Raw genomic sequence first — 22,744 nt, 5'->3', positions numbered from 1 at the left:
CGACGACAGTCATCAACCCACCTCCTTCGAGAACGGCCGCCAAGCTACCACGCCCCCGAGGGGTCAGTGGCAGAGTTTCGCCTCGTGCTCGGCGTGCCCGGTGGGCTCCAGCTGGAACGTGCAGTGCTCCACGTCGAAGTGGTCGCCGAGGCAGCCCTGGAGCTCGTGCAGCATCTTCTCGTTCCCGATCGTGCTCAGCACGTCCTGGCTGACCACGACGTGCGCGGAGAGCACCGGCATGCCCGAGGTGATGGTCCAGGCGTGCAGGTCGTGCACGTCCTCGACGCCCGGCAGCGCGAGGACGTGGGCCCGCACCTCCGCCATGTCGACGCCCTTGGGCGCCGACTCCAGCAGCACGTTCAGCGTCTCGCGCAGCAGCTTCACCGTGCGCGGGACGATCATGAGGCCGATGACCAGCGAGGCGATCGGGTCCGCGGCCTGCCAGCCGGTCGTCAGGATGATCGCGGCCGAGATCAGCACCGCGAGCGAGCCCAGTGCGTCGGCGGCGACCTCCAGGAAGGCGCCCCGCACGTTCAGGCTCTCCTGCTGCCCCTTGACCAGCAGCGACAGCGAGATCATGTTCGCCACCAGACCGATGAGGCCGAACACGATGGTCAGGCCGCCCTCGGTGTCGGCCGGCTCGACGAACCGCTGGACCGCCTCGACCAGGACGTAGCCGCCGACGCCGAGCAGCAGCAGGCAGTTGGCGAGCGCGGCCAGGATCTCCGCGCGGGCGTACCCGAACGTGCGCTGCTCCGTCGCCGGGCGGTTCGCGAAGTGGATGGCCAGCAGGGCCATCGCGAGGCCCAGCGCGTCCGTGGCCATATGGGCCGCGTCCGCGACCAGGGCCAGCGAGTCGGCCACGATCCCGCCGACGATCTCGACCACCATCACGGTCAGCGTGATCCCGAGGGCGATCCGCAGCCGCCCCCGGTGCGCGGCCGCGGCCGTCCCCGTCGTCGGTCCGTGCCCGTGGTCGTGGCTGTGCCCGGCACCCATCGAAACCGCCCTCCGCTCGGCTCGCCGCGCCGCCCCGGAACGGGCCGGCGACCCCAGTCAACTACGGGGAGGGGGTATCCGCAAACATGGCGGTGAACACCGTTGTCATGTGCCCTGACCTGCGAAAATACTGAAGGGCATGTGTGCAGGTCAGGGCGTCGCGGCGATCACCGCAGGCAGGGCGCGACGGCCTCGGGGTGCCTGAGGCGCCAGCCGGCCCAGGCCGACTCGATCATGTCGCGGACCGAGCGCGAGGCCGTCCAGCCGAGCTCCTTCGCCGCCAGCTCGGTGGCGCCGACCGCGCGCGGCGCGTCCCCGGGGCGGCGCGGCTCGACGATCGCGGGCGCGGCGATACCGGTGACCTCCCCGATGATGTCGATCAGCTCACGCACCGAGGCGCCGTGCCCCGTACCGATGTTCACCGTGAGATCGCCGCTCACGTCCGGCCGGGCCAGCCGGCGCGCCGCCGCCAGGTGCGCCTCGGCGAGGTCCGCCACGTGCACGTAGTCCCGGATGCAGGTGCCGTCCGGCGTCGGGTAGTCGTCGCCGAAGATCCGCGGGGCCTCGCCCCGCGTGAGCCGGTCGAACACCATCGGGATCACGTTGAAGACCCCGGTGTCCGCGAGCGCAGGCTCGGCCGCGCCCGCCACGTTGAAATAGCGCAGGCACGTCGTCGCCATGCCGTGCGCGTGCCCGGACGCCCGCACCAGCCACTCGCCCGCGAGCTTCGTCTCGCCGTACGGGTTCACGGGCGCGCACGGCGTCGACTCGGGGATGACGCCCGTGTCCGGGTTGCCGTACACGGCGGCCGACGAGGAGAACACGAAGCGGCGCACGCCCGCGTCCGCGACCGTCTCCAGGAGCGTCGCGAGGCCGCCCAGGTTGTCCCGGTAGTACAGCTCGGGCCGCTCCACCGACTCACCGACCTGCTTGTGCGCGGCCAGGTGCACGACTCCGGTCACCGCGCGCTCGGCGCACACCCGGCGCACCAGCTCCGCGTCCAGGGCCGAGCCCCGGACCAGCGCGACGTCCGCCGGCAGTCGCTCGGGCACCCCCGACGTGACGTTGTCCACGACGACCACGCGCTCGCCGGCACCTGTCATCGCCCGCGCCACGTGTGCCCCGATGTATCCGGCTCCGCCGGTGATCAGCCATGTCATGACGCACCACCCTAAGCGGGACGCCGTAGGCCCAGGGTTTGTGGCCCGGGGCCTTGATCGACAATGATGACCGCGCGGCCCGGGGCCCGTCGTGCGACGGCGGCGCCCGCCCGGACCGCAGGGGACAGAGGCTTGTCGGGCCGTAAACGGGCGGTGAACGTCCGCTTCCCGTCATCCGATAGCCTCTGCCGACATGCCGCCCGGCCGACCCTGCTGTGCAGGGGTCCCAGGGCGCCCCCCTGATCGTGCGCGAGACCGGTGCGCCCGTGCGCCGGCACCGAGGAGTGAGTTCGTCTGTCGACCGCCATCGTCACCGGTCAGCCGGTGCCCGGCTCGTCCCTGGAGGGCGATCTGCGGGCCCTCGGCTTCGACGTACGGCTCGCCCCGGACCCCGCGGACGCCGCAGCGGCGCTCGCCGGCGTCCCGGGCGACCAGCGCGTCGCGGTCGTCGACGCGGGATTCGTGGGCCATGTCCACGCCCTGCGCCTCGGCCTCACCGACCCGCGCTTTCCCGCCTCCGCGATCCCCGGCGCCGTCACCGCGCAGGCCGCGGCCCGCCCGGCGCTCGAACGGGCCGCGAAGGAGACGGGCATCACGCCCGACGCCCTGGCGCACGGCATCGAGGCCGACGGCACCGACGTGCACCGGCCCGAGCTCGGCGAGCTCGTCGCCGCCGTGCCCGCCGATCCGCAGGCCCGCAACGAGGTCCGCCAGGCCGTCGCCGCCGTCGACGACGAGGCGATCCGGCTGCGCACCGCGGTCAAGGCCCGGGACGGCTTCTTCACCACGTACTGCATCAGCCCGTACTCCCGCTACATCGCGCGCTGGTGCGCCCGCCGCGGTCTGACCCCGAACCAGGTCACCACCGCGTCGCTGCTCACCGCCCTGATCGCGGCGGGCTGCGCGGCCACCGGCACCCGGCCCGGCTTCGTCGCCGCGGGCGTGCTCCTCCTCTTCTCCTTCGTCCTGGACTGCACCGACGGGCAGCTCGCCCGCTACTCCCTGCAGTACTCGACGATGGGAGCCTGGCTCGACGCCACGTTCGACCGGGCCAAGGAGTACGCCTACTACGCGGGCCTCGCCCTCGGCGCGGCCAACGCGTCCGGCGACGACGTGTGGGCCCTCGCGCTCGGTGCCATGGTCCTGCAGACCTGCCGGCACGTCGTCGACTTCTCCTTCAACGAGGCGAACCACGACGCCACCGCCAACACCAGCCCCACCGCCGCTCTCTCCGACAAGCTCGACAGCGTCGGCTGGACGGTCTGGGTGCGCCGGATGATCGTGCTGCCGATCGGCGAGCGCTGGGCGCTCATCGCCCTGTTCACCGCGCTCACCACCCCGCGCATCACCTTCTACATGCTGCTGATCGGCTGCGCGCTCGCCGCCTGCTACACCACCGCCGGCCGCGTCCTGCGCTCGCTGACCCGCCGGGCCCACCGCACCGACCGGGCCGCCGAGGCCCTCGCCGACCTCGCCGACTCCGGCCCGCTCGCCGAGTCCGTCGCCCGGATCGGGCGGAGCGCCGCCGCGCCCGTCGTCGCCGCGATCGGCGGCGTGGCGGTCGTCACGGTGAGCGCGCTCACGGACTTCGGCAGCGTCTGGCCCGTGGTCGCCGCGGCCGTGTACTGCGTCACGTCGGGCCTCGCCGTCGCCCGCCCCCTCAAGGGCGCCCTCGACTGGCTCGTCCCCCCGATTTTCCGGGCCTCCGAGTACCTCACGATCCTGGTCCTCGCGGCCCGCGCGGACGTGAACGGTGCCTTGCCCGCTGCTTTCGGACTGGTGGCGGCGGTCGCCTACCATCACTACGACACGGTGTACCGCATCCGCGGCGGCACCGGCGCGCCGCCCCGGTGGCTGGTCCGAACGATCGGCGGGCACGAAGGCCGGACCCTGGTGGTCGCCGTGCTGGCCGCGCTGCTCACCGCCACAGATTTCACCGTCGCGCTCACGGCCTGCGCCGTGCTCGTGGCACTCGTGGTGCTCGCCGAGAGCATCCGCTTCTGGGTCGCCTCCGCCCGCCGCGGGGCACCCGCCGTTCACGATGAAGGAGAACCCGCATGATCGGCCTCGTCCTGGCCGCCGGCGCCGGCAGCCGGCTCCGCCCCTACACCGAGACGCTCCCCAAGGCGCTGGTGCCCGTCGTGGGCGAGGGGACCGAGAACGAGCTCTCCGTCCTCGACCTCACGCTCAAGAACTTCGCCGAGATCGGCCTCACGGAGGTCGGCATCATCGTCGGCTACCGCAAGGAGGTCGTCTACGAGCGCCAGGCGGCGCTGGAGGCGAAGTACGGCCTGAAGCTGACGCTCATCGAGAACGACGTCGCCGAGAAGTGGAACAACGCCTACTCCCTGTGGTGCGGCCGTGACGCCATCAAGCACTCGGTGATCCTCGCCAACGGCGACACCGTGCACCCGGTCTCCGTCGAGAAGACCCTGCTCGCCGCCCGCGGCGACGGCAAGAAGATCATCCTCGCGCTCGACACGGTCAAGAACCTGGGCGACGAGGAGATGAAGGTCGTCGTGGACCCCGCCAAGGGCGTCCAGAAGATCACGAAGCTCATGGAGCCGGCCGAGGCCACGGGCGAGTACATCGGTGTGACCCTCATCGAGGGCGAGGCGGCCGACGAGCTCGCCGACGCCCTCAAGGCCACGTACGAGCGTGACCCGCAGCTGTACTACGAGGACGGCTACCAGGAGCTCGTGAACCGCGGCTTCAAGGTCGACGTCGCTCCGATCGGCGACGTCCCGTGGGTCGAGATCGACAACCACGAGGACCTCGCCAAGGCCCGGGAGATCGCGTGCCAGTACTGACGAGGCTCATTCCCTCGCCGGTCGTCGTCGACATCCGGCCGGGGGCGCTCAACGACCTCGCCGGTGTCCTCGCCGACCAGAGGATCTCGTCGTCCACGGGGCGCCTGGCCATCGCGATCAGCGGTGGCTCGGGCGCGGCCCTGCGCACCCGGCTGGCCCCGTCGCTGCCCAACGCCGACTGGTTCGAGGTCGACGGCGGCACGCTCGACGACGCCATCCAGCTCGCCGACGACGTGAAGAGGGCCGGCCGCTACGACGCGATCGTCGGGCTCGGCGGCGGCAAGATCATCGACTGCGGCAAGTTCGCCGCGGCCCGGGTCGGTCTGCCGCTGGTCGCCGTCGCGACGAACCTGTCGCACGACGGCCTGTGCTCGCCCGTGGCGACCCTCGACAACGACGCGGGCCGCGGCAGCTACGGCGTGCCCAACCCGATCGCCGTCGTGATCGACCTCGACATCATCCGCGAGGCCCCGGTCCGCTTCGTGCGCTCCGGCATCGGCGACGCCCTGTCCAACATCTCCGCGGTCGCGGACTGGGAGCTGGCCGCCCGCGAGCGCGGCGAGGACATAGACGGCCTCGCGGCCGCCATGGCCCGCCAGGCAGGCGAAGCCGTCCTGCGCCACCCCGGTGGCGTCGGCGACGACGGCTTCCTGCAGGTGCTCGCCGAGGGTCTGGTCCTGACCGGTATCGCCATGTCGATCTCCGGCGACTCGCGGCCGGCGTCCGGCGCCTGCCACGAGATCAACCACGCCTTCGACCTCCTCTTCCCCAAGCGCGCCGCCAGCCACGGCGAGCAGTGCGGCCTCGGCGCGGCCTTCGCGATGCACCTGCGCGGTGCCCGCGAGGAGTCCGCGTACATGGCCGAGGTGCTGCGCCGCCACGGCCTGCCCGTGCTGCCGGAGGAGATCGGGTTCACCGTGGACGAGTTCGTCAAGGTCGTGGAGTTCGCTCCGCAGACCCGGCCGGGCCGCTACACGATCCTCGAACACCTCGACCTGTCCACCGACCAGATCAGGGACGCCTACGCCGACTATGCAAAAACCATCGGTAGCTGAACTGCGCCCGGTCGTCCACCCGGCCGGGGTGAAGGACCGACGCAGCGGTGAGCACTGGATGGGCCGGCTCTACATGCGCGAGGTCTCGCTGCGTGTGGACCGCCACCTGGTGAACACCAAGGTCACGCCCAACCAGCTGACCTACCTGATGACGGTGTGCGGTGTCCTCGCCGCCCCGGCGCTGCTCGTCCCGGGCGTCTGGGGCGCCGTGCTCGGCGTCGTCGCGGTCCAGCTGTACCTGCTCCTTGACTGCGTCGACGGCGAGATCGCCCGCTGGCGCAAGCAGTATTCGCTCGCGGGCGTCTGGATGGACCGCGTCGGCGCGTACCTGACCGACGCGGCCGTCCTGGTCGGCTTCGGCCTGCGCGCCGCGGACCTGTGGGGGAGCGGCCGGATCGACTGGCTGTGGGCCTTCCTCGGCACGCTCGCCGCGCTCGGCGCCATCATGATCAAGGCCGAGACGGACCTCGTCGGCCTCGCCCGTGCGGCGAGCGGCAAGGAGCAGGTCAAGGAGTCCGCCTCCGAGATGCGCTCCTCCGGCATGGCGCTGGCCCGCAAGGCCGCCGCCGCGCTGAAGTTCCACCGCCTGATCCTGGGCATCGAGGCCACGCTGCTCATCCTGGTCCTCGCGATCGTGGACCAGATCCGGGGCGACCTGTTCTTCACCCGCCTCGGCGTGGCCGTCCTCGCGGGCATCGCCGTGCTGCAGACGCTGCTGCACCTCGTGTCCATCCTCGCTTCGAGCAGGCTCAAGTGAGCGCCGTACCGGCGCCGCTCAAGGTCGGCGCGGTCGTCATCACCATGGGCAACCGCCCGGCCGAGCTGCGCGCGCTGCTCGACTCGGTCGCCAAGCAGGAGGGCGACCCGGTCCAGGTCGTCGTCGTCGGCAACGGCTCCCCGGTCCCGGACGTCCCCGAGGGCGTACGGACCGTCGAGCTGCCCGAGAACCTGGGCATCCCCGGCGGCCGCAACGTCGGCATCGAGGCCTTCGGCCCGTCCGGCTCCGACGTCGACGTGCTGCTGTTCCTCGACGACGACGGCCTGCTGCCGCTGACCGACACCGCCCAGCTGTGCCGGGAGGCGTTCGCGGCCGACCCGGAGCTCGGCATCATCAGCTTCCGCATCGCGGACCCGGAGACCGGCGAGACCCAGCGCCGGCACGTGCCGCGGCTGCGGGCCGCCGACCCGATGCGCTCCTCGCGCGTGACGACCTTCCTCGGCGGGGCCAACGCCCTGCGGACCCGGGTCGTCGCCGAGGTCGGCGGACTGCCGGACGAGTTCTTCTACGCCCACGAGGAGACCGACCTCGCCTGGCGTGCCCTCGACGCGGGGTGGCTGATCGACTACCGCGCCGACATGGTGCTGCACCACCCGACCACGGCCCCGTCCCGGCACGCTGTCTACCACCGCATGGTGGCCCGCAACCGGGTCTGGCTCGCCCGCCGCAACCTGCCCGCGCCCCTGGTCCCCGTGTACCTCGGCGTGTGGCTGCTGCTCACGCTGGCCCGGCGTCCCTCCGGGCCCGCGCTGAAGGCCTGGCTCGGCGGCTTCAAGGAGGGCTGGACGACGCCCTGCGGCGCCCGGCGCCCCATGAAGTGGCGTACGGTGTGGCGCCTGACCCGACTGGGACGACCTCCTGTCATCTGACAAGCTCGAGTCTGAGAGCATCGGGCCGAACCCGGTCCCTGGCTCCCGCCCATGCCCCACCAGGCTGCGCTTTTGAAGACGAAAGTTTCCCCTTGTGAGTGAGACAACGCATGACGGCGGTGTCGCGGTGAGCGCGGCCCCGTCGCCCGACGACGGGCTCTCCCCTGCCGAGCTCGCCGCCAAGTACGGCTTGTCCGTGAGCGGGGCCCGCCCCGGTCTGAACGAGTACGTACGGCAGCTGTGGGGCCGGCGGCACTTCATCCTCGCCTTCTCGCAGGCGAAGCTGACCGCCCAGTACAGCCAGGCCAAGCTCGGCCAGGTCTGGCAGGTGGCGACCCCGCTGCTGAACGCCGCGGTCTACTTCTTCATCTTCGGACTGCTGCTCGGTGCCCGTAAGGGCATCCCGCACGACATCTACGTGCCCTTCCTGGTCACCGGTGTCTTCGTCTTCACCTTCACGCAGAGCTCGGTGATGGCGGGCGTGCGGGCGATCTCCGGCAACCTGGGCCTGGTGCGGGCGCTGCACTTCCCGCGGGCCTCGCTGCCGATCTCGTTCGCGCTGCAGCAGCTCCAGCAGCTGCTGTTCTCCATGATCGTGCTCGTGCTGATCATGCTGGGCTTCGGGATCCTCCCCGGCTGGTCCTGGCTCCTGGTGGTACCGGCGCTGGTCCTCCAGTTCGGCTTCAACACCGGCCTCGCGCTGATCTTCGCGCGGGCGGGCTCCAAGACGCCGGACCTGGCGCAGCTGATGCCGTTCGTGATGCGTACGTGGATGTACGCGTCGGGCGTCATGTTCAGCATCCCGGCGATGCTCGAGGGCAAGAAGGGCGTTCCGTCCTGGGTCGGCGACGTCCTCCAGTGGAACCCGGCCTCCATCTACATGGACCTGATCCGCTACGCGTTCATGCGGTCGGACGGCTACGGGTCCGCGTACCTGCCCCCGCACGTGTGGGCGTTCGCGGCGGGCTGGGCGGTCCTCTTCGGCGTCGTCGGCTTCGTCTACTTCTGGAAGGCAGAGGAGCGGTACGGCCGTGGCTGATCTCGAGAAGGAACAGGGCGCCCGCGTCCCCACGGTGATCGCGGACGAGCTGCACATCGTCTACCGCGTCAACGGCGCGAAGACCGGCAAGGGCAGCGCCACCGCGGCGCTGAGCCGCATCGTGAAGCGGGGCGAGGAGCGGGGCGTGCGCAAGGTGCACGCCGTGCGCGGTGTCTCCTTCACCGCCTACCGCGGCGAGGCGATCGGTCTGATCGGCTCCAACGGCTCGGGCAAGTCGACCCTGCTGCGCGCCATCGCGGGCCTCCTGCCGGCCGAGAAGGGCAAGGTCTACACCGACGGCCAGCCCTCGCTGCTCGGCGTGAACGCGGCGCTGATGAACGACCTCACCGGCGAGCGGAACGTGATCCTCGGCGGTCTCGCGATGGGCATGTCCCGCGAGCAGATCAAGGCCCGCTACCAGGAGATCGTCGACTTCTCGGGCATCAACGAGAAGGGCGACTTCATCACCCTGCCGATGCGGACCTACTCGTCCGGCATGGCGGCGCGCCTGCGCTTCTCCATCGCGGCGGCCAAGGACCACGACGTCCTCATGATCGACGAGGCCCTGGCCACGGGTGACCGCAAGTTCCAGAAGCGCTCCGAGGCCCGCATCCGCGAGCTGCGCAAGGAGGCCGGAACGGTCTTCCTGGTGAGCCACAACAACAAGTCCATCCGCGACACCTGCGACCGCGTCCTGTGGCTGGAGCGCGGCGAGCTGCGGATGGACGGACCGACGGACGAGGTCCTCAAGGAGTACGAGAAGTTCACCGGTAAGTGAAGCTTCTCAACCCTGTCGCCGTCGCACGCGTCATCACAGGCCCCACCGGTGTTCACCCGGTGGGGCCTGCGATATGTCTGTAGTCGCCAACTATGTGACGATCAAGGTCAAGGTCGGGTCAACTTCCCTGCCCCGGAGGAATCTTGACTCCGATCGGTGTGTTGTTGTGATGCGCGGAATGCCCCGTCGTGGCACGTCGCGTTGTACAACGTAAGCTGTACCGGTGCCGATTCGCGGCAAGTGGGGCGATAATACGCGGCACCCCGGACCGGAGGGGGAGAGCTCGCCGTGCGGGAGGCCGGGCGGCGTGTCCGAAATAGGATGTATTGGGTCCGCAGTGTAGAACGGGAGATGTGACGGCAATGGCTATGGAAACTGTCCAGCTCCACGAGGCTCTCGCCGTCCTCGCGGAAGCGGGCCGCGCCCGGTGACCGCATCCCCTCGCGTGCGCCCGGAAGCCGTGCAGGCCCCGCAGGACGCCACGCTCGCCAAGGCCGCCGACGAGAACTTTCCGGTGGCCCCCTTCTTCCTGCCCCGCGCCTGGCGCGACGACCTGATGGCCGTCTACGGCTTCGCGCGCCTGGTCGACGACATCGGCGACGGCGACCTCGACCCCGGTGGCGCCGACGCCCGGTACCTCGGCGTACCACCCGAAAAGGCGCACGACCCGCTGCCGCTGCTCGACGCCTTCGAGGCCGACCTCGCGCGCGTCTTCGACGGGACTCCGCGCCACCCCCTGCTGCGCGCCCTGCAGCCCACGGTCCGGCGCCGCTCCCTCACCCCCGAGCCCTTCCTCGGCCTCGTGCGGGCCAACCGCCAGGACCAGCTCGTCACCCGCTACGAGACCTGGGACGACCTGCTCGCCTACTGCGAGCTGTCCGCGAACCCGGTGGGCCGGCTCGTGCTCGCCATCACCGGCACCGCGACCCCCGAGCGCATCCGCAGGTCCGACGCCGTCTGCACCGGGCTGCAGATCGTCGAGCACCTCCAGGACATCGCCGAGGACCTCGGCCGCGACCGGATCTACCTGCCGGCCGAGGACATGCGACGGTTCCACGTCCAGGAAGCGGATCTCGCGGCGCCGAGCGCCGGCGCATCGGTGCGCGCCCTGGTCGCGTACGAGGCGGAACGCGCCCGCGAGCTGCTGAATGAAGGCACCCCCCTGGTGGGTAGCGTCCCCGGCAGGCTGAAGCTGCTGCTGGCCGGGTTCGTGGCCGGGGGGAAGGCGGCGGTGCACGCGATCACCGACGCCTCGTACGACGTCCTGCCCGGACCGCCCAGGCCCAATCGACTCCGCCTGCTGCGCGAGGCGGGAGCGACTCTGCGAGGAGAGGGGTGAGCAAGGCCGTGGAGTCTGACCAGCAGATGTCGGCACCGGTGCTCGCCGCATACAGCTACTGCGAGACCGTCACGGGCCGGCAGGCCCGCAACTTCGCCTACGGCATCCGACTGCTGCCGTCCGCGAAGCGCCGTGCCATGTCCGCCGTGTACGCGTTCTCGCGCCGCGTCGACGACATCGGCGACGGCACGCTGGCGCCCGACGTGAAGGCCCAGCGGCTCGACGAGACCCGGGCCCTGCTCGCCCGGGTCCGCGACGGCGAGGTCGCCGAGGACGACACCGACCCGGTGGCCGTCGCGCTCGCGCACGCCGCGCACCGCTTCCCGATCCCGCTCGGCGGGCTCGACGAGCTCATCGACGGCGTCGTCATGGACCTGAACGGACAGACGTACGAGACCTGGGACGACCTCAAGGTCTACTGCCGGTGCGTCGCCGGGGCCATCGGCCGGGTCTCGCTCGGCGTGTTCGGCACCGAACCCGGGGCGCGCGGAGCCGAGCGGGCGCCGGAGTACGCCGACACGCTCGGTCTCGCGCTCCAGCTCACCAACATCCTCCGGGACGTGCGCGAGGACGCCGCCGACGGGCGCACCTACCTGCCCGCCGACGACCTCGCCAAGTTCGGCTGCTCCGCCGGGTTCGACGGGCCCACCCCGCCGCCCGGCTCGGACTTCGCGGGCCTCGTCCACTTCGAGGTGCGGCGCGCCCGCGCCCTGTTCGCCGAGGGCTACCGGCTGCTGCCCATGCTCGACCGGCGTTCCGGCGCCTGCGTCGCCGCGATGGCGGGCATCTACCGCCGCCTGCTCGACCGCATCGAGCGCGATCCCGAGGGCGTGCTGCGCGGTCGCGTCTCCCTGCCCGGCCGGGAGAAGGCGTACGTCGCCGTGCGCGGTCTGTCCGGACTCGACGCGAGAACCGTCTCGCGCGCCGCACTGCGGGGGCGCGCCTGATGACCCAGCGACCCGGCACCCGTCCGGCCCCCGGCGCCGCCCGCAAGCGGCGCGCAACCCTCCACCGCGGCCCGGCGTCCCAGCAGACGACGGCCCGCCGCGAGGGCACCGCACCCGCCGCGACCGCCGAGGGGGAGGGCGCATGAGCGAGACGCAGAGGCGGAGCGCGGTCGTCGTCGGAGGCGGCCTCGCCGGAGTCACCGCCGCGCTGGCCCTCGCCGACGGCGGCATGGACGTCACGCTCCTCGAAGGGCGCCCCCGGCTCGGCGGGCTCGCCTTCTCCTTCAAGCGCGGCGACCTCACCGTCGACAACGGACAGCACGTGTACCTGCGCTGCTGCACCGCCTACCGCTGGTTCCTGGACCGCATCGACGCCACGGCGCTCGCACCGCTCCAGGACCGGCTCGACGTCCCCGTGCTCGACGCCGACCGGGGCCGGCTCGGCCGGCTGCGCCGCTCCGGGCTGCCCGTGCCGCTGCACCTGGCGAAGAGCCTGGCCACGTACCCGCACCTGTCCCTGGCCGAGCGGGCCAAGGTCGGCCGCGCCGCGCTCGCCCTCAAGGCCCTCGACCCGCTGGACCCGGCGCTCGACACCCAGGACTTCGGCTCCTGGCTCGCCGCGCACGGCCAGTCGCCGCGGGCCGTCGAGGCGCTCTGGGACCTCGTCGGCGTCGCGACCCTGAACGCGGTGGCGGGCCAGTCCTCGCTGGGGCTCGCCGCGATGGTCTTCAAGACCGGACTGCTGTCCGAGAACGGCGCCGCCGACATCGGCTGGGCGCGCGTCCCCCTCGGCGAACTCCACGACACCCTGGCCCGCAAGGCGCTCGACGCCGCCGGCGTGCGCATCGCCCTGCGCACCCGCGTCAGCTCCGTCTCCCGCACGCACGACGGACGTTGGGCGGTCGAGGTCCCCGAAGGTCCGGACGCCTCGGGCGAGGTCCTCACCGCCGACACCGTCGTGCTCGCCGTACCCCAGCGCGAGGCCCACGACCTGCTGCCGGGCGGCGCGCTCGACGCCCCGGAGCGACTGCTCGACATCGGCACCTCGCCGATCCTCAACCTGCACGTCGTCTACGGCCGCAAGGTGCTCAAGCAGCCCTTCTTCACCGCGCTCGGCTCGCCCGTGCAGTGGGTCTTCGACCGCACCGAGGCCTCCGGGCTGACCGAGGGCCAGTACCTGGCGATCTCGCAGTCCGCCGCCCAGGACGAGATCGACGAACCCGTCGCCGTGCTGCGCGAGCGCTACCTGCCCGAGCTGGAGCGGCTGCTGCCCGCCGCGCGCGGCGCCAAGATCCACGACTTCTTCGTGACCCGGGAGCGGACCGCCACGTTCGCGCCGACCCCCGGCGTCGGCGCGCTGCGGCCGTCGGCCCGCACCAAGGCCCCCGGCCTGTATCTGGCCGGCGCGTGGACCGCCACCGGGTGGCCCGCGACCATGGAAGGCGCGGTGCGCAGCGGTGTCAGTGCCGCCGACGCGGCCCTCGCCGCCCTCGACCGCCCCCGCGGCCATCTGTTCCGGGAGGCGGCGTGAGCATCGAACTTCCCACGGCGCAAGCGCCGACACCCGTACAACAAGGAGAGACTGTGCCACCTGTGCCCTCGGCCGAAGCGGCTGCCGACGCGGTGGACGTGACCGCGCTTCTGGAGCGCGGCCGAACGCTGGCCACGCCGGTGCTCAAGGCGGCCGTCGAGCGCCTCGCCCCGCCCATGGACACCGTCGCCGCCTACCACTTCGGGTGGATCGACGCCGCGGGCAACCCGTCCGACGGGGACGGCGGCAAGGCCGTGCGCCCCGCGCTCGCCGTGCTCTCCGCACAGGCCGCCGGAGCCGCCCCCGAGATCGGTGTCCCCGGCGCCGTCGCCGTGGAACTGGTCCACAACTTCTCGCTGCTGCACGACGACCTGATGGACGGCGACGAGCAGCGCCGCCACCGCGACACCGTGTGGAAGGTGCACGGCCCGGCCCAGGCGATCCTCGTCGGCGACGCCCTGTTCGCGCTGGCCAACGAGGTGCTCCTCGAGCTGGAGACCGTCGACGCGGGCCGCGCCACGCGCCGCCTCACCACCGCGAGCCGCGCCCTGATCGACGGCCAGGCGCAGGACATCAGCTACGAGCACCGCGAGCGCGTCACCGTCGAGGAGTGCCTGGAGATGGAGGGCAACAAGACGGGCGCCCTGCTCGCCTGCGCCTCCTCCATCGGCGCCGTCCTCGGCGGCGCCGACGACGCCACCGCCGACGCCCTGGAGAAGTACGGCTACCACCTGGGCCTCGCCTTCCAGGCCGTCGACGACCTGCTCGGCATCTGGGGCGACCCCGAGTCGACCGGCAAGCAGACCTGGAGCGACCTGCGTCAGCGCAAGAAGTCGCTGCCCGTCGTCGCCGCGCTCGGCGCCGGCGGTCCCGCCTCCGAGCGGCTCGGCGAGATCCTCGCCGCCGACGCCAAGAACGTCGACTTCGACACCTTCACCGAGGAGGACTTCGCCGCCCGCGCCGCCCTCATCGAGGAGGCCGGCGGACGCGAGTGGACCGCCGAGGAGGCCCGGCGCCAGCACGCCGTCGCCCTCGAAGCCCTGGACACGGTCCAGATGCCCGCCTCGGTGCGCGCGCAGTTCGCCGCGCTCGCCGACTTCGTCGTCGTACGGAAGAGATGATCGCCATCGGCTCCATATAGCTCGCAGTCGCCGGCCGGTGTTCCACCGGGGCATCGGCCGACGGTTACCCAGCATTCAGCTCCACTGCGTGAAGGGATAGCCATGACAGCGACGACCGACGGAAGCACCGGAGCACCCGCTCCCGAGGCGACCGCGGCCACCACCGCCCCCACGGGGGCGACGCCCGACGCGGCCGGGGCACGAGCCGCCGCCGGACGAGCCATACAGCGTGCCACCGAGTTCCTGCTCGCCCGGCAGGACGCGCGGGGCTGGTGGAAGGGCGACCTCGACACCAACGTGACGATGGACGCCGAGGACCTGCTGCTGCGCCAGTTCCTGGGCATTCGCGACCGGGCGACCACCGACGCGGCTGCCCTCTTCATCCGCGGCGAGCAGCGCGAGGACGGCGCCTGGGCCACCTTCTACGGCGGCCCCGGCGACCTGTCGGCCACCGTCGAGGCGTACGTGGCCCTGCGCCTCGCGGGCGACGAGCCGGACGCCCCGCACATGGCCCGAGCGTCCGCGTGGGTCCGCGAGCGCGGCGGCATCGCGGCCAGCCGCGTCTTCACCCGCATCTGGCTGGCCCTGTTCGGCTGGTGGAAGTGGGACGACCTGCCCGAACTCCCGCCCGAGCTCATCTACTTCCCGAAGTGGATGCCGCTCAACATCTACGACTTCGGCTGCTGGGCCCGGCAGACCATCGTGCCGCTCACCGTCGTGTCCGCCAAGCGTCCCGTGCGGCCCGCGCCCTTCCCGCTCGACGAACTGCACACCGACCCCCGGGATCCGAACCCGCGCAGACCCCTGGCGCCCGTGGCCAGTTGGGACGGCGCGTTCCAGCGGCTCGACCAGCTCATGCACGGCTACCGGAAGGTGGCCCTCAAGCCGCTGCGCAAGGCCGCGATGAACACGGCGGCCCGCTGGATCATCGAGCGCCAGGAGAACGACGGCTGCTGGGGCGGCATCCAGCCCCCGGCCGTCTACTCGGTCATCGCCCTGCACCTGCTCGGCTACGACCTCGACCACCCGGTGCTCAAGGCCGGCCTGGAGTCCCTGGACCGGTTCGCGGTGTGGCGCGAGGACGGGGCCCGGATGATCGAGGCCTGCCAGTCGCCGGTGTGGGACACGTGCCTGGCGACCATCGCGCTCGCCGACGCCGGACTGCCCGCCGACCATCCGGCGCTCGTCAAGGCCGCCGACTGGATGCTCGACGAGCAGATCGACCGGCCCGGCGACTGGTCCGTCCGCAGACCTCAACTGGAGCCCGGCGGCTGGGCGTTCGAGTTCCACAACGACAACTACCCCGACATCGACGACACCGCCGAGGTCGTCCTCGCCCTGCGCCGGGTGAACCATCCCGACCGGCCGCGCATGGAGCGGGCGATCGAGCGCGGCGTGCGCTGGAACCTGGGCATGCAGTCGAAGAACGGCGCGTGGGGCGCCTTCGACGTCGACAACACCAGCCCGTTCCCCAACCGGCTGCCGTTCTGCGACTTCGGCGAGGTCATCGACCCGCCGTCCGCCGACGTCACCGCGCACGTCGTCGAGATGCTCGCCGTCGAGGGCCGCGCCCAGGACCCGCGCACCCGCCGCGGCATCCAGTGGCTCCTGGCCGAACAGGAGGCGAACGGCGCCTGGTTCGGCCGCTGGGGCGTCAACTACGTCTACGGCACCGGGTCCGTGGTGCCCGCCCTCGTCGCCGCGGGACTGCCCACGGCGCATCCCGCGATCCGCCGCGCGGTCGCCTGGCTGGAATCCGTGCAGAACGACGACGGCGGCTGGGGCGAGGACCTGCGCTCGTACCGCTACGAGGACTGGAAGGGGCGCGGCGTCTCCACCGCCTCGCAGACCGGCTGGGCGCTCCTCGCGCTGCTCGCGGCCGGGGAGCGGGACTCCAGGGCCGTCGAGCGCGGTGTCGCCTTCCTCGCCGGCACCCAGACCGAGGACGGCACCTGGGACGAGCCGTACTTCACCGGCACCGGCTTCCCCTGGGACTTCTCCATCAACTACCACCTGTACCGGCACGTCTTCCCGCTGACCGCGCTGGGCCGGTACGTCCACGGCGAACCGTTCACCGACCGCACCGCGGCCCCGGCCGAGGGGAGCTGATGACCGAGCACCCGGCGGCCGGACGCCCGCCGGACACCGCGCCGCTGCTCATCGCCTGCGCGCTGGGCATCGAGCACCTCGCCCTGCGCACCGGCGGCGCCCGGATCCCGGCCACGGTCCTGCGCACCGGCATGGGCCCCCGGGCCGCCGAGCGCGCCACGAGCCGGGCCCTCGCGGACCCGGCCCTGCACGAGGCCGCCGTGCTCGCCACCGGCTTCTGCGCGGGCCTCGCCCCCGGGATGCACCCCGGTGACCTCGTCGTCGCCGAGCAGACCCGGGACCCGTACGGCAGTACGCCCTGTGTGGGCACCGAGCTGCTGGTGAAAGAGCTGGTCAGGGCCGTGCCCGGGCGGACCGTGCACACGGGGCCGCTGATCGGGTCCGACCATGTGGTGCGCGGCCCCGAGCGCGGAGATCTGCTGGCCACCGGCGCGATCGCCGTCGACATGGAGTCCGCGGCCACGCTGCGCACGGCCGCCGCGACCGGGCCCGCGGAGGGCCGCCCGGTTGCGGCCGTCCGGGTGGTCGTGGACTCTCCAGAACATGAACTCGTCCGGATCGGCACGCTTCGCGGTGGACTATCGGCTTTCCGTGTCCTTCGTGCCGTCCTTCCCGCTTTTTTCGAATGGCACCGTTCTTTGCTGCTCCCCCGGAGGTGAGCCAGATGGCCATGCCGCTTCGTCAGTCCATCAAGGTTGCGACGTATCTCGCTGAACAGAAGATCCGCAAGCGGGACAAGTTCCCGCTCATCGTCGAGCTGGAACCCCTCTTCGCGTGCAACCTCAAGTGCGAGGGCTGCGGCAAGATCCAGCACCCGGCCGGTGTGCTCAAGCAGCGCATGCCGGTCGCGCAGGCAGTCGGCGCGGTCCTGGAGTCGGGTGCGCCGATGGTCTCCATCGCCGGCGGCGAACCTCTGATGCACCCTCAGATCGACGAGATCGTGCGCCAGTTGGTGGCCAAGAAGAAGTACGTCTTCCTGTGCACCAATGCGATGCTGCTGCGCAAGAAGATGGACAAGTTCACGCCGTCGCCCTACTTCGCGTTCGCCGTGCACATCGACGGGCTCCGGGAGCGCCACGACGAGTCCGTGGCCAAGGAGGGGGTCTTCGACGAGGCCGTCGAGGCGATCAAGGAGGCCAAGCGGCGCGGCTTCCGGGTCACCACGAACTCGACCTTCTTCAACACGGACACCCCGCAGACCATCATCGAGGTGCTCAACTTCCTCAACGACGACCTCAAGGTCGACGAGATGATGATCTCGCCCGCCTACGCCTACGAGAAGGCTCCCGACCAGGAGCACTTCCTCGGCGTCGCACAGACCCGCGAACTGTTCAAGAAGGCCTTCGCGGGCGGCAACCGGCGCCGCTGGCGGCTCAACCACTCGCCCCTGTTCCTCGACTTCCTCGAGGGCAAGGTCGACTTCCCGTGCACCGCGTGGGCGATCCCGAACTACTCCCTGTTCGGCTGGCAGAAGCCCTGCTACCTGATGAGCGACGGCTACGTGCCCACGTACCGCGAGCTCATCGAGAAGACCGACTGGGACGCGTACGGGCGCGGCAAGGACCCGCGCTGCGCCAACTGCATGGCGCACTGCGGCTACGAGCCGACCGCGGTCCTCGCGACCATGGGCTCCCTGAAGGAGTCCCTGCGCGCGATGACCGAGACCGTCGCCGGGAACCGTGGGTGACGGCGCCGTGAGCACCGGAGAGCCCGTCTCACTGGGCCTCCCCGAGGTACCGGCCCGACCGGTCGCCGAGCGGCGCGCGAGCCGCCGGATCCAGGTCGGGGCGGTGGCCGTGGGAGGCGGCGCACCCGTGTCCGTGCAGTCGATGACGACGACCCGGACCTCGGACGTCGGGGCCACGCTGCAGCAGATCGCCGAACTGACCGCCGCCGGCTGTCAGATCGTGCGCGTGGCGTGCCCCACCCAGGACGACGCCGACGCGCTCGCGACCATCGCGCGCAAGTCGCAGATCCCCGTGATCGCGGACATCCACTTCCAGCCGAAGTACGTGTTCGCGGCGATCGACGCGGGATGTGCGGCGGTCCGCGTCAACCCCGGCAACATCAAGAAGTTCGACGACCAGGTCAAGCAGATCGCCCGCGCCGCCTCGGAGGCCGGCACGCCGATCCGTATCGGGGTGAACGCGGGGTCCCTGGACCGGCGGCTGCTCCAGAAGTACGGGAAGGCGACCCCGGAGGCGCTCGTCGAGTCGGCGCTGTGGGAGGCGTCCCTCTTCGAGGAGCACGGCTTCCGCGACATCAAGATCTCGGTGAAGCACAACGACCCGGTCGTCATGGTCAACGCCTACCGGCAGCTGGCAGCCGCCTGCGACTACCCGCTCCACCTCGGCGTCACCGAGGCGGGACCGGCGTTCCAGGGCACGATCAAGTCCGCCGTCGCCTTCGGCGCGCTGCTGAGCGAGGGCATCGGCGACACCATCCGGGTCTCGCTGAGCGCGCCGCCGGTCGAGGAGATCAAGGTCGGCAGCCAGATCCTGGAGTCGCTCGGGCTGCGCCCGCGCCGCCTGGAGATCGTCTCCTGCCCCTCCTGCGGACGCGCGCAGGTCGACGTGTACAAGCTCGCCGACGAGGTGACCGCCGGCCTCGACGGCATGGAGGTCCCCCTGCGGGTGGCCGTCATGGGCTGCGTCGTGAACGGACCGGGCGAGGCGCGCGAGGCGGACCTGGGTGTCGCGTCCGGCAACGGCAAGGGGCAGATCTTCGTCAAGGGCGAGGTCGTCCGGACGGTCCCCGAGTCGAAGATCGTCGAGACGCTCATCGACGAGGCGATGAAGATCGCCGAACAGATGGAGAAGGACGGCGTCGCGTCGGGCCCGCCCGACGTCACCGTGAGCTGAGGTCTTGAGTACGGACGGGAAGGGGGCTCGAGCGTGACGATTCTGGAGAACATCAGGGGACCGCGCGACCTGAAGGCGCTGAGCGAGGAGGAACTCGGCGAACTGGCCGCGGAGATCAGGGAGTTCCTGATCCACGCGGTCGCGAGAACCGGCGGCCATCTGGGACCCAATCTGGGCGTGGTGGAGCTGACCGTCGCCCTGCACCGGGTCTTCGAGTCGCCCGTCGACAAGCTCGTGTGGGACACCGGGCACCAGAGCTACGTCCACAAGATCCTGACGGGTCGCCAGGACTTCTCGAAGCTGCGCGGCAAGGGCGGCCTGTCCGGCTACCCGTCCCGCGAGGAGTCCGAGCACGACATCGTCGAGAACTCGCACGCCTCGACCGCGCTCGGCTGGGCCGACGGCCTCGCCAAGGCGCGGCAGGTGCAGGGCGAGCACGGGCATGTCGTCGCCGTGATCGGCGACGGCGCGCTGACCGGCGGCATGGCCTGGGAGGCGCTGAACAACATCGCCGCCGCCAAGGACCGCCCGCTGATCATCGTCGTCAACGACAACGAGCGCTCCTACGCGCCCACCATCGGCGGCCTCGCCAACCACCTCGCGACCCTGCGCACCACCGACTCGTACGAGAAGGTCCTCGCCTGGGGCAAGGACGTGCTGCTGCGCACGCCCGTCGTCGGGCACACCGTGTACGAGTCGCTGCACGGCGCGAAGAAGGGCTTCAAGGACGCGTTCGCGCCGCAGGGCATGTTCGAGGACCTGGGTCTGAAGTACGTGGGGCCGATCGACGGGCACGACGTGGGCGCCGTCGAGTCCGCGCTGCGCCGCGCGAAGCGCTTCCACGGCCCCGTCCTCGTGCACTGCCTCACCGAGAAGGGCCGCGGCTACGAGCCGGCGCTCGCCGACGAGGCCGACCGCTTCCACACCGTCGGCGTCATGGACCCGCTGACCTGCGAGCCGCTCACCCCGTCGGGCGGCCCGTCCTGGACCTCGGTGTTCGGCGACGAGATCGCCCGGATCGGCAAGGAGCGCGAGGACGTCGTCGCGATCACCGCGGCGATGCTGCACCCCGTCGGCCTGACCAAGTTCGCCGAGCAGTTCCCCGACCGGGTGTGGGACGTGGGCATCGCCGAGCAGCATGCCGCCGTGTCGGCCGCCGGGCTCGCCACGGGCGGGCTGCACCCCGTCGTCGCCGTCTACGCGACCTTCCTGAACCGGGCCTTCGACCAGGTCCTCATGGACGTGGCCCTGCACAAGTGCGGGGTGACGTTCGTGCTCGACCGGGCCGGCGTCACCGGCGTGGACGGTCCCTCGCACAACGGCATGTGGGACATGTCGATGCTCCAGGTCGTGCCCGGCCTGAGGATCGCCGCGCCGCGCGACGCCGACCAGTTGCGCGCCCAGCTGCGCGAGGCCGTAGCCGTGGACGACGCGCCGACCGTGCTGCGCTTCCCGAAGGAGTCCGTGGGCCCGTCGGTGCCCGCAGTCGACCGGATCGGCGGAATCGACGTCCTGAGCCGGGACACGCACGCGCGCGTGCTGCTCGTCTCCGTCGGCGTCATGGCGCCCGTCTGCCTCCAGACGGCGGACCTGCTCCGGGCCCGCGGCGTCGGCTGCACCGTCGTGGACCCGCGCTGGGTCAAGCCCGTCGACCCCGACCTCGCCCCGCTGGCCGCGGAGCACGACCTGGTCGCCGTCGTCGAGGACAACAGCCGCAGCGCGGGCGTCGGCGCGGCCGTCACGCTCGCGCTCGCCGACGCGGAGGTCGACGTGCCGGTGCGGCGCTTCGGCATCCCCGAGCAGTTCCTCGCCCACGCCAAACGTGCCGAGGTACTGGCCGACATCGGTCTGACCCCCGTCGAGATCGCGGGCCGGATCGGTACGAGTCTCGGCCTCACGGCCGGCAAGGAGAACGACGCATGAACAAGGAGTTCGACCTCGGCACGCTGCTCGCCGAGCGCGGCGCCGAACGGTACGAGCTGCACGCCAGGTACCTCAACCACCAGCTGCCGAAGATGCTCCACACCATCGGCTTCGACAAGGTCTACGAGCGGGCCGAGGGCGCGCACTTCTGGGACGCCGAGGGCCACGACTACCTGGACATGCTCGCCGGGTTCGGCGTCATGGGCCTCGGCCGGCACCACCCCGTGGTGCGCAAGGCGCTGCACGACGTGCTCGACGCCTCGCTCGCCGACCTCACCCGGTTCGACTGCCAGCCGCTGCCGGGTCTGCTCGCCGAGAAGCTGATCGCGCACAGCCCGCACCTGGACCGGGTGTTCTTCGGCAACAGCGGCACCGAGGCCGTGGAGACCGCCCTCAAGTTCGCCCGGTACGCGACCGGCAAGCCGCGCGTCCTGTACTGCGCGCACGCCTTCCACGGTCTGACGACGGGTTCCCTCTCGGTCAACGGGGAGGACGGCTTCCGCGACGGCTTCGCCCCGCTGCTGCCCGACACCGCCGTGCCGCTGGGCGATCTCGACGCCCTGGCCCGGGAGTTGAAGCGCGGGGACGTCGCCGCCCTCATCGTCGAGCCGATCCAGGGCAAGGGCGTGCACGAGGCGCCGCCCGGCTATCTGCGCGCCGCCCAGGAACTGCTGCACCAGCACAAGGCGCTGCTCATCGCCGACGAGGTGCAGACCGGCCTCGGCCGCACCGGCGACTTCTACGCGTACCAGCACGAGGACGGGGTCGAGCCGGACCTCGTGTGTGTCGCGAAGGCGCTGTCGGGCGGCTATGTGCCGGTCGGCGCGACGCTCGGCAAGGACTGGATCTTCAAGAAGGTCTACTCGTCCATGGACCGGGTGCTCGTCCACTCGGCGAGCTTCGGCTCCAACGCGCAGGCCATGGCCGCCGGGCTCGCCGTCCTGTCGGTCATGGAAAACGACCAGATCGTCGCGAACGCCCGCGCCATGGGCGACCTGCTCGCCTCCCGGCTCGGCGCGCTGACCGACCGCTACGAGCTGCTGAGCGACGTGCGCGGGCGCGGCCTGATGATCGGCATCGAGTTCGGCCGGCCCAAGTCCCTGAAGCTGCGCAGCCGCTGGACCATGCTGCAGGCCGCCCGCAAGGGCCTGTTCGCGCAGATGGTGGTGGTGCCGCTGCTCCAGAAGCACCGCATCCTCACCCAGGTCTCCGGCGACCATCTGGAGGTCATCAAGCTGATCCCGCCGCTGGTGATCGACGAGGCGGACGTCGAGCGCTTCGTCGAGGCGTTCACCGCCGTCATGGACGACGCGCACAGCGGGGGCGGGCTGATGTGGGACTTCAGCAAGACGCTCATCAAGCAGGCGGTCGCGAACCGGTGACCGCCGCAAGCGGCTGACCGGAAACCGCGGAGATTCTTGCCTC

20 protein-coding genes are annotated in these 22,744 nt (G+C 71.6%); 18 read left to right on the top strand and 2 right to left on the bottom strand.

The features are described 5' to 3' along the window. Window positions 1–63: 63 nt before the first annotated feature. Both ACZ4E1_RS37925 and galE read right to left on the bottom strand, forming a co-directional pair. Window positions 64–999: a cation diffusion facilitator family transporter gene (locus tag ACZ4E1_RS37925; RefSeq protein ID WP_467548228.1), complete on the bottom strand. Its 936-nt coding sequence runs from the start codon at window positions 997–999 to the stop codon at window positions 64–66. 167 nt (window positions 1,000–1,166) lie between these two features. Further along, window positions 1,167–2,159, bottom strand: a complete 993-nt coding sequence (galE, locus tag ACZ4E1_RS37920; protein ID WP_467548226.1) for a UDP-glucose 4-epimerase GalE — start codon at window positions 2,157–2,159, stop codon at window positions 1,167–1,169. Between the two features lie 294 nt (window positions 2,160–2,453). On the opposite strand from galE, the gene ACZ4E1_RS37915 reads away from it, so the two are divergent. The 18 genes from ACZ4E1_RS37915 to ACZ4E1_RS37830 all read left to right on the top strand — a co-directional run bounded on the left by ACZ4E1_RS37915 (window position 2,454) and on the right by ACZ4E1_RS37830 (window position 22,701). After that, entirely contained in the window at window positions 2,454–4,220 is a 1,767-nt protein-coding gene (locus tag ACZ4E1_RS37915; RefSeq protein ID WP_467548245.1) for a DUF5941 domain-containing protein, read from the top strand. Continuing rightward, a complete protein-coding gene (locus ACZ4E1_RS37910; RefSeq protein ID WP_384621241.1) occupies window positions 4,217–4,969 on the top strand; it encodes a phosphocholine cytidylyltransferase family protein in 753 nt (250 codons plus the stop codon). The genes ACZ4E1_RS37915 and ACZ4E1_RS37910 overlap by 4 nt, the downstream gene beginning before the upstream one ends. Next, window positions 4,957–6,024 (top strand): iron-containing alcohol dehydrogenase family protein, encoded by a 1,068-nt coding sequence (locus tag ACZ4E1_RS37905; protein WP_467548224.1) that lies wholly within the window; start codon window positions 4,957–4,959, stop codon window positions 6,022–6,024. Before ACZ4E1_RS37910 ends, ACZ4E1_RS37905 begins: the two co-directional genes overlap by 13 nt. Next, complete coding sequence (locus tag ACZ4E1_RS37900) at window positions 6,002–6,781, top strand: CDP-alcohol phosphatidyltransferase family protein (RefSeq protein WP_467548222.1); 780 nt, start codon at window positions 6,002–6,004, stop codon at window positions 6,779–6,781. The genes ACZ4E1_RS37905 and ACZ4E1_RS37900 overlap by 23 nt, the downstream gene beginning before the upstream one ends. Window positions 6,782–6,825: 44 nt before the next feature. Next, complete coding sequence (locus tag ACZ4E1_RS37895) at window positions 6,826–7,671, top strand: glycosyltransferase family 2 protein (protein ID WP_399127387.1); 846 nt, start codon at window positions 6,826–6,828, stop codon at window positions 7,669–7,671. Between the two features lie 94 nt (window positions 7,672–7,765). Beyond that, window positions 7,766–8,710: an ABC transporter permease gene (locus ACZ4E1_RS37890; RefSeq protein WP_467548220.1), complete on the top strand. Its 945-nt coding sequence runs from the start codon at window positions 7,766–7,768 to the stop codon at window positions 8,708–8,710. Next, a complete protein-coding gene (locus tag ACZ4E1_RS37885; protein ID WP_467548218.1) occupies window positions 8,703–9,488 on the top strand; it encodes an ABC transporter ATP-binding protein in 786 nt (261 codons plus the stop codon). Before ACZ4E1_RS37890 ends, ACZ4E1_RS37885 begins: the two co-directional genes overlap by 8 nt. 427 nt (window positions 9,489–9,915) lie before the next feature. After that, window positions 9,916–10,827, top strand: coding sequence for a squalene synthase HpnC (gene hpnC, locus ACZ4E1_RS37880; RefSeq protein WP_467548216.1), 912 nt, complete (start codon window positions 9,916–9,918; stop codon window positions 10,825–10,827). Further along, a complete protein-coding gene (gene hpnD, locus ACZ4E1_RS37875) occupies window positions 10,824–11,774 on the top strand; it encodes a presqualene diphosphate synthase HpnD (protein WP_467548214.1) in 951 nt (316 codons plus the stop codon). Before hpnC ends, hpnD begins: the two co-directional genes overlap by 4 nt. After that, window positions 11,774–11,920, top strand: coding sequence for a hypothetical protein (locus ACZ4E1_RS37870; protein ID WP_467548212.1), 147 nt, complete (start codon window positions 11,774–11,776; stop codon window positions 11,918–11,920). Before hpnD ends, ACZ4E1_RS37870 begins: the two co-directional genes overlap by 1 nt. Then, on the top strand, window positions 11,917–13,305 hold the full coding sequence (gene hpnE, locus ACZ4E1_RS37865; RefSeq protein ID WP_467548210.1) for a hydroxysqualene dehydroxylase HpnE: 1,389 nt from the start codon (window positions 11,917–11,919) through the stop codon (window positions 13,303–13,305). Before ACZ4E1_RS37870 ends, hpnE begins: the two co-directional genes overlap by 4 nt. Window positions 13,306–13,358: 53 nt before the next feature. Beyond that, the gene (locus ACZ4E1_RS37860) at window positions 13,359–14,426 is read left to right on the top strand and encodes a polyprenyl synthetase family protein (protein WP_467548208.1); all 1,068 of its coding nucleotides are present in this window, start codon (window positions 13,359–13,361) and stop codon (window positions 14,424–14,426) included. A gap of 102 nt (window positions 14,427–14,528) precedes the next feature. After that, window positions 14,529–16,535, top strand: a complete 2,007-nt coding sequence (gene shc / locus ACZ4E1_RS37855; protein WP_467548206.1) for a squalene--hopene cyclase — start codon at window positions 14,529–14,531, stop codon at window positions 16,533–16,535. Beyond that, window positions 16,535–17,194: a phosphorylase family protein gene (locus ACZ4E1_RS37850; RefSeq protein WP_467548204.1), complete on the top strand. Its 660-nt coding sequence runs from the start codon at window positions 16,535–16,537 to the stop codon at window positions 17,192–17,194. Before shc ends, ACZ4E1_RS37850 begins: the two co-directional genes overlap by 1 nt. Before the next feature lie 5 nt (window positions 17,195–17,199). Continuing rightward, the gene (hpnH, locus tag ACZ4E1_RS37845) at window positions 17,200–18,222 is read left to right on the top strand and encodes an adenosyl-hopene transferase HpnH (RefSeq protein ID WP_467548203.1); all 1,023 of its coding nucleotides are present in this window, start codon (window positions 17,200–17,202) and stop codon (window positions 18,220–18,222) included. A gap of 7 nt (window positions 18,223–18,229) precedes the next feature. Further along, window positions 18,230–19,396 (top strand): flavodoxin-dependent (E)-4-hydroxy-3-methylbut-2-enyl-diphosphate synthase, encoded by a 1,167-nt coding sequence (gene ispG, locus ACZ4E1_RS37840; protein WP_467548201.1) that lies wholly within the window; start codon window positions 18,230–18,232, stop codon window positions 19,394–19,396. A gap of 33 nt (window positions 19,397–19,429) precedes the next feature. Further along, window positions 19,430–21,319, top strand: a complete 1,890-nt coding sequence (dxs, locus tag ACZ4E1_RS37835; protein ID WP_467548199.1) for a 1-deoxy-D-xylulose-5-phosphate synthase — start codon at window positions 19,430–19,432, stop codon at window positions 21,317–21,319. After that, window positions 21,316–22,701 carry an aspartate aminotransferase family protein gene (locus ACZ4E1_RS37830; protein ID WP_467548197.1) on the top strand — a complete coding sequence of 462 codons (1,386 nt, stop codon included), beginning with the start codon at window positions 21,316–21,318 and terminating at the stop codon, window positions 22,699–22,701. Before dxs ends, ACZ4E1_RS37830 begins: the two co-directional genes overlap by 4 nt. Window positions 22,702–22,744: the final 43 nt, after the last annotated feature.

Source organism: Streptomyces sp. NPDC025806 (assembly GCF_055558275.1).
Note: the sequence above shows the minus strand (reverse complement) of the source record. Positions and strands in the feature narration are given on the sequence as shown.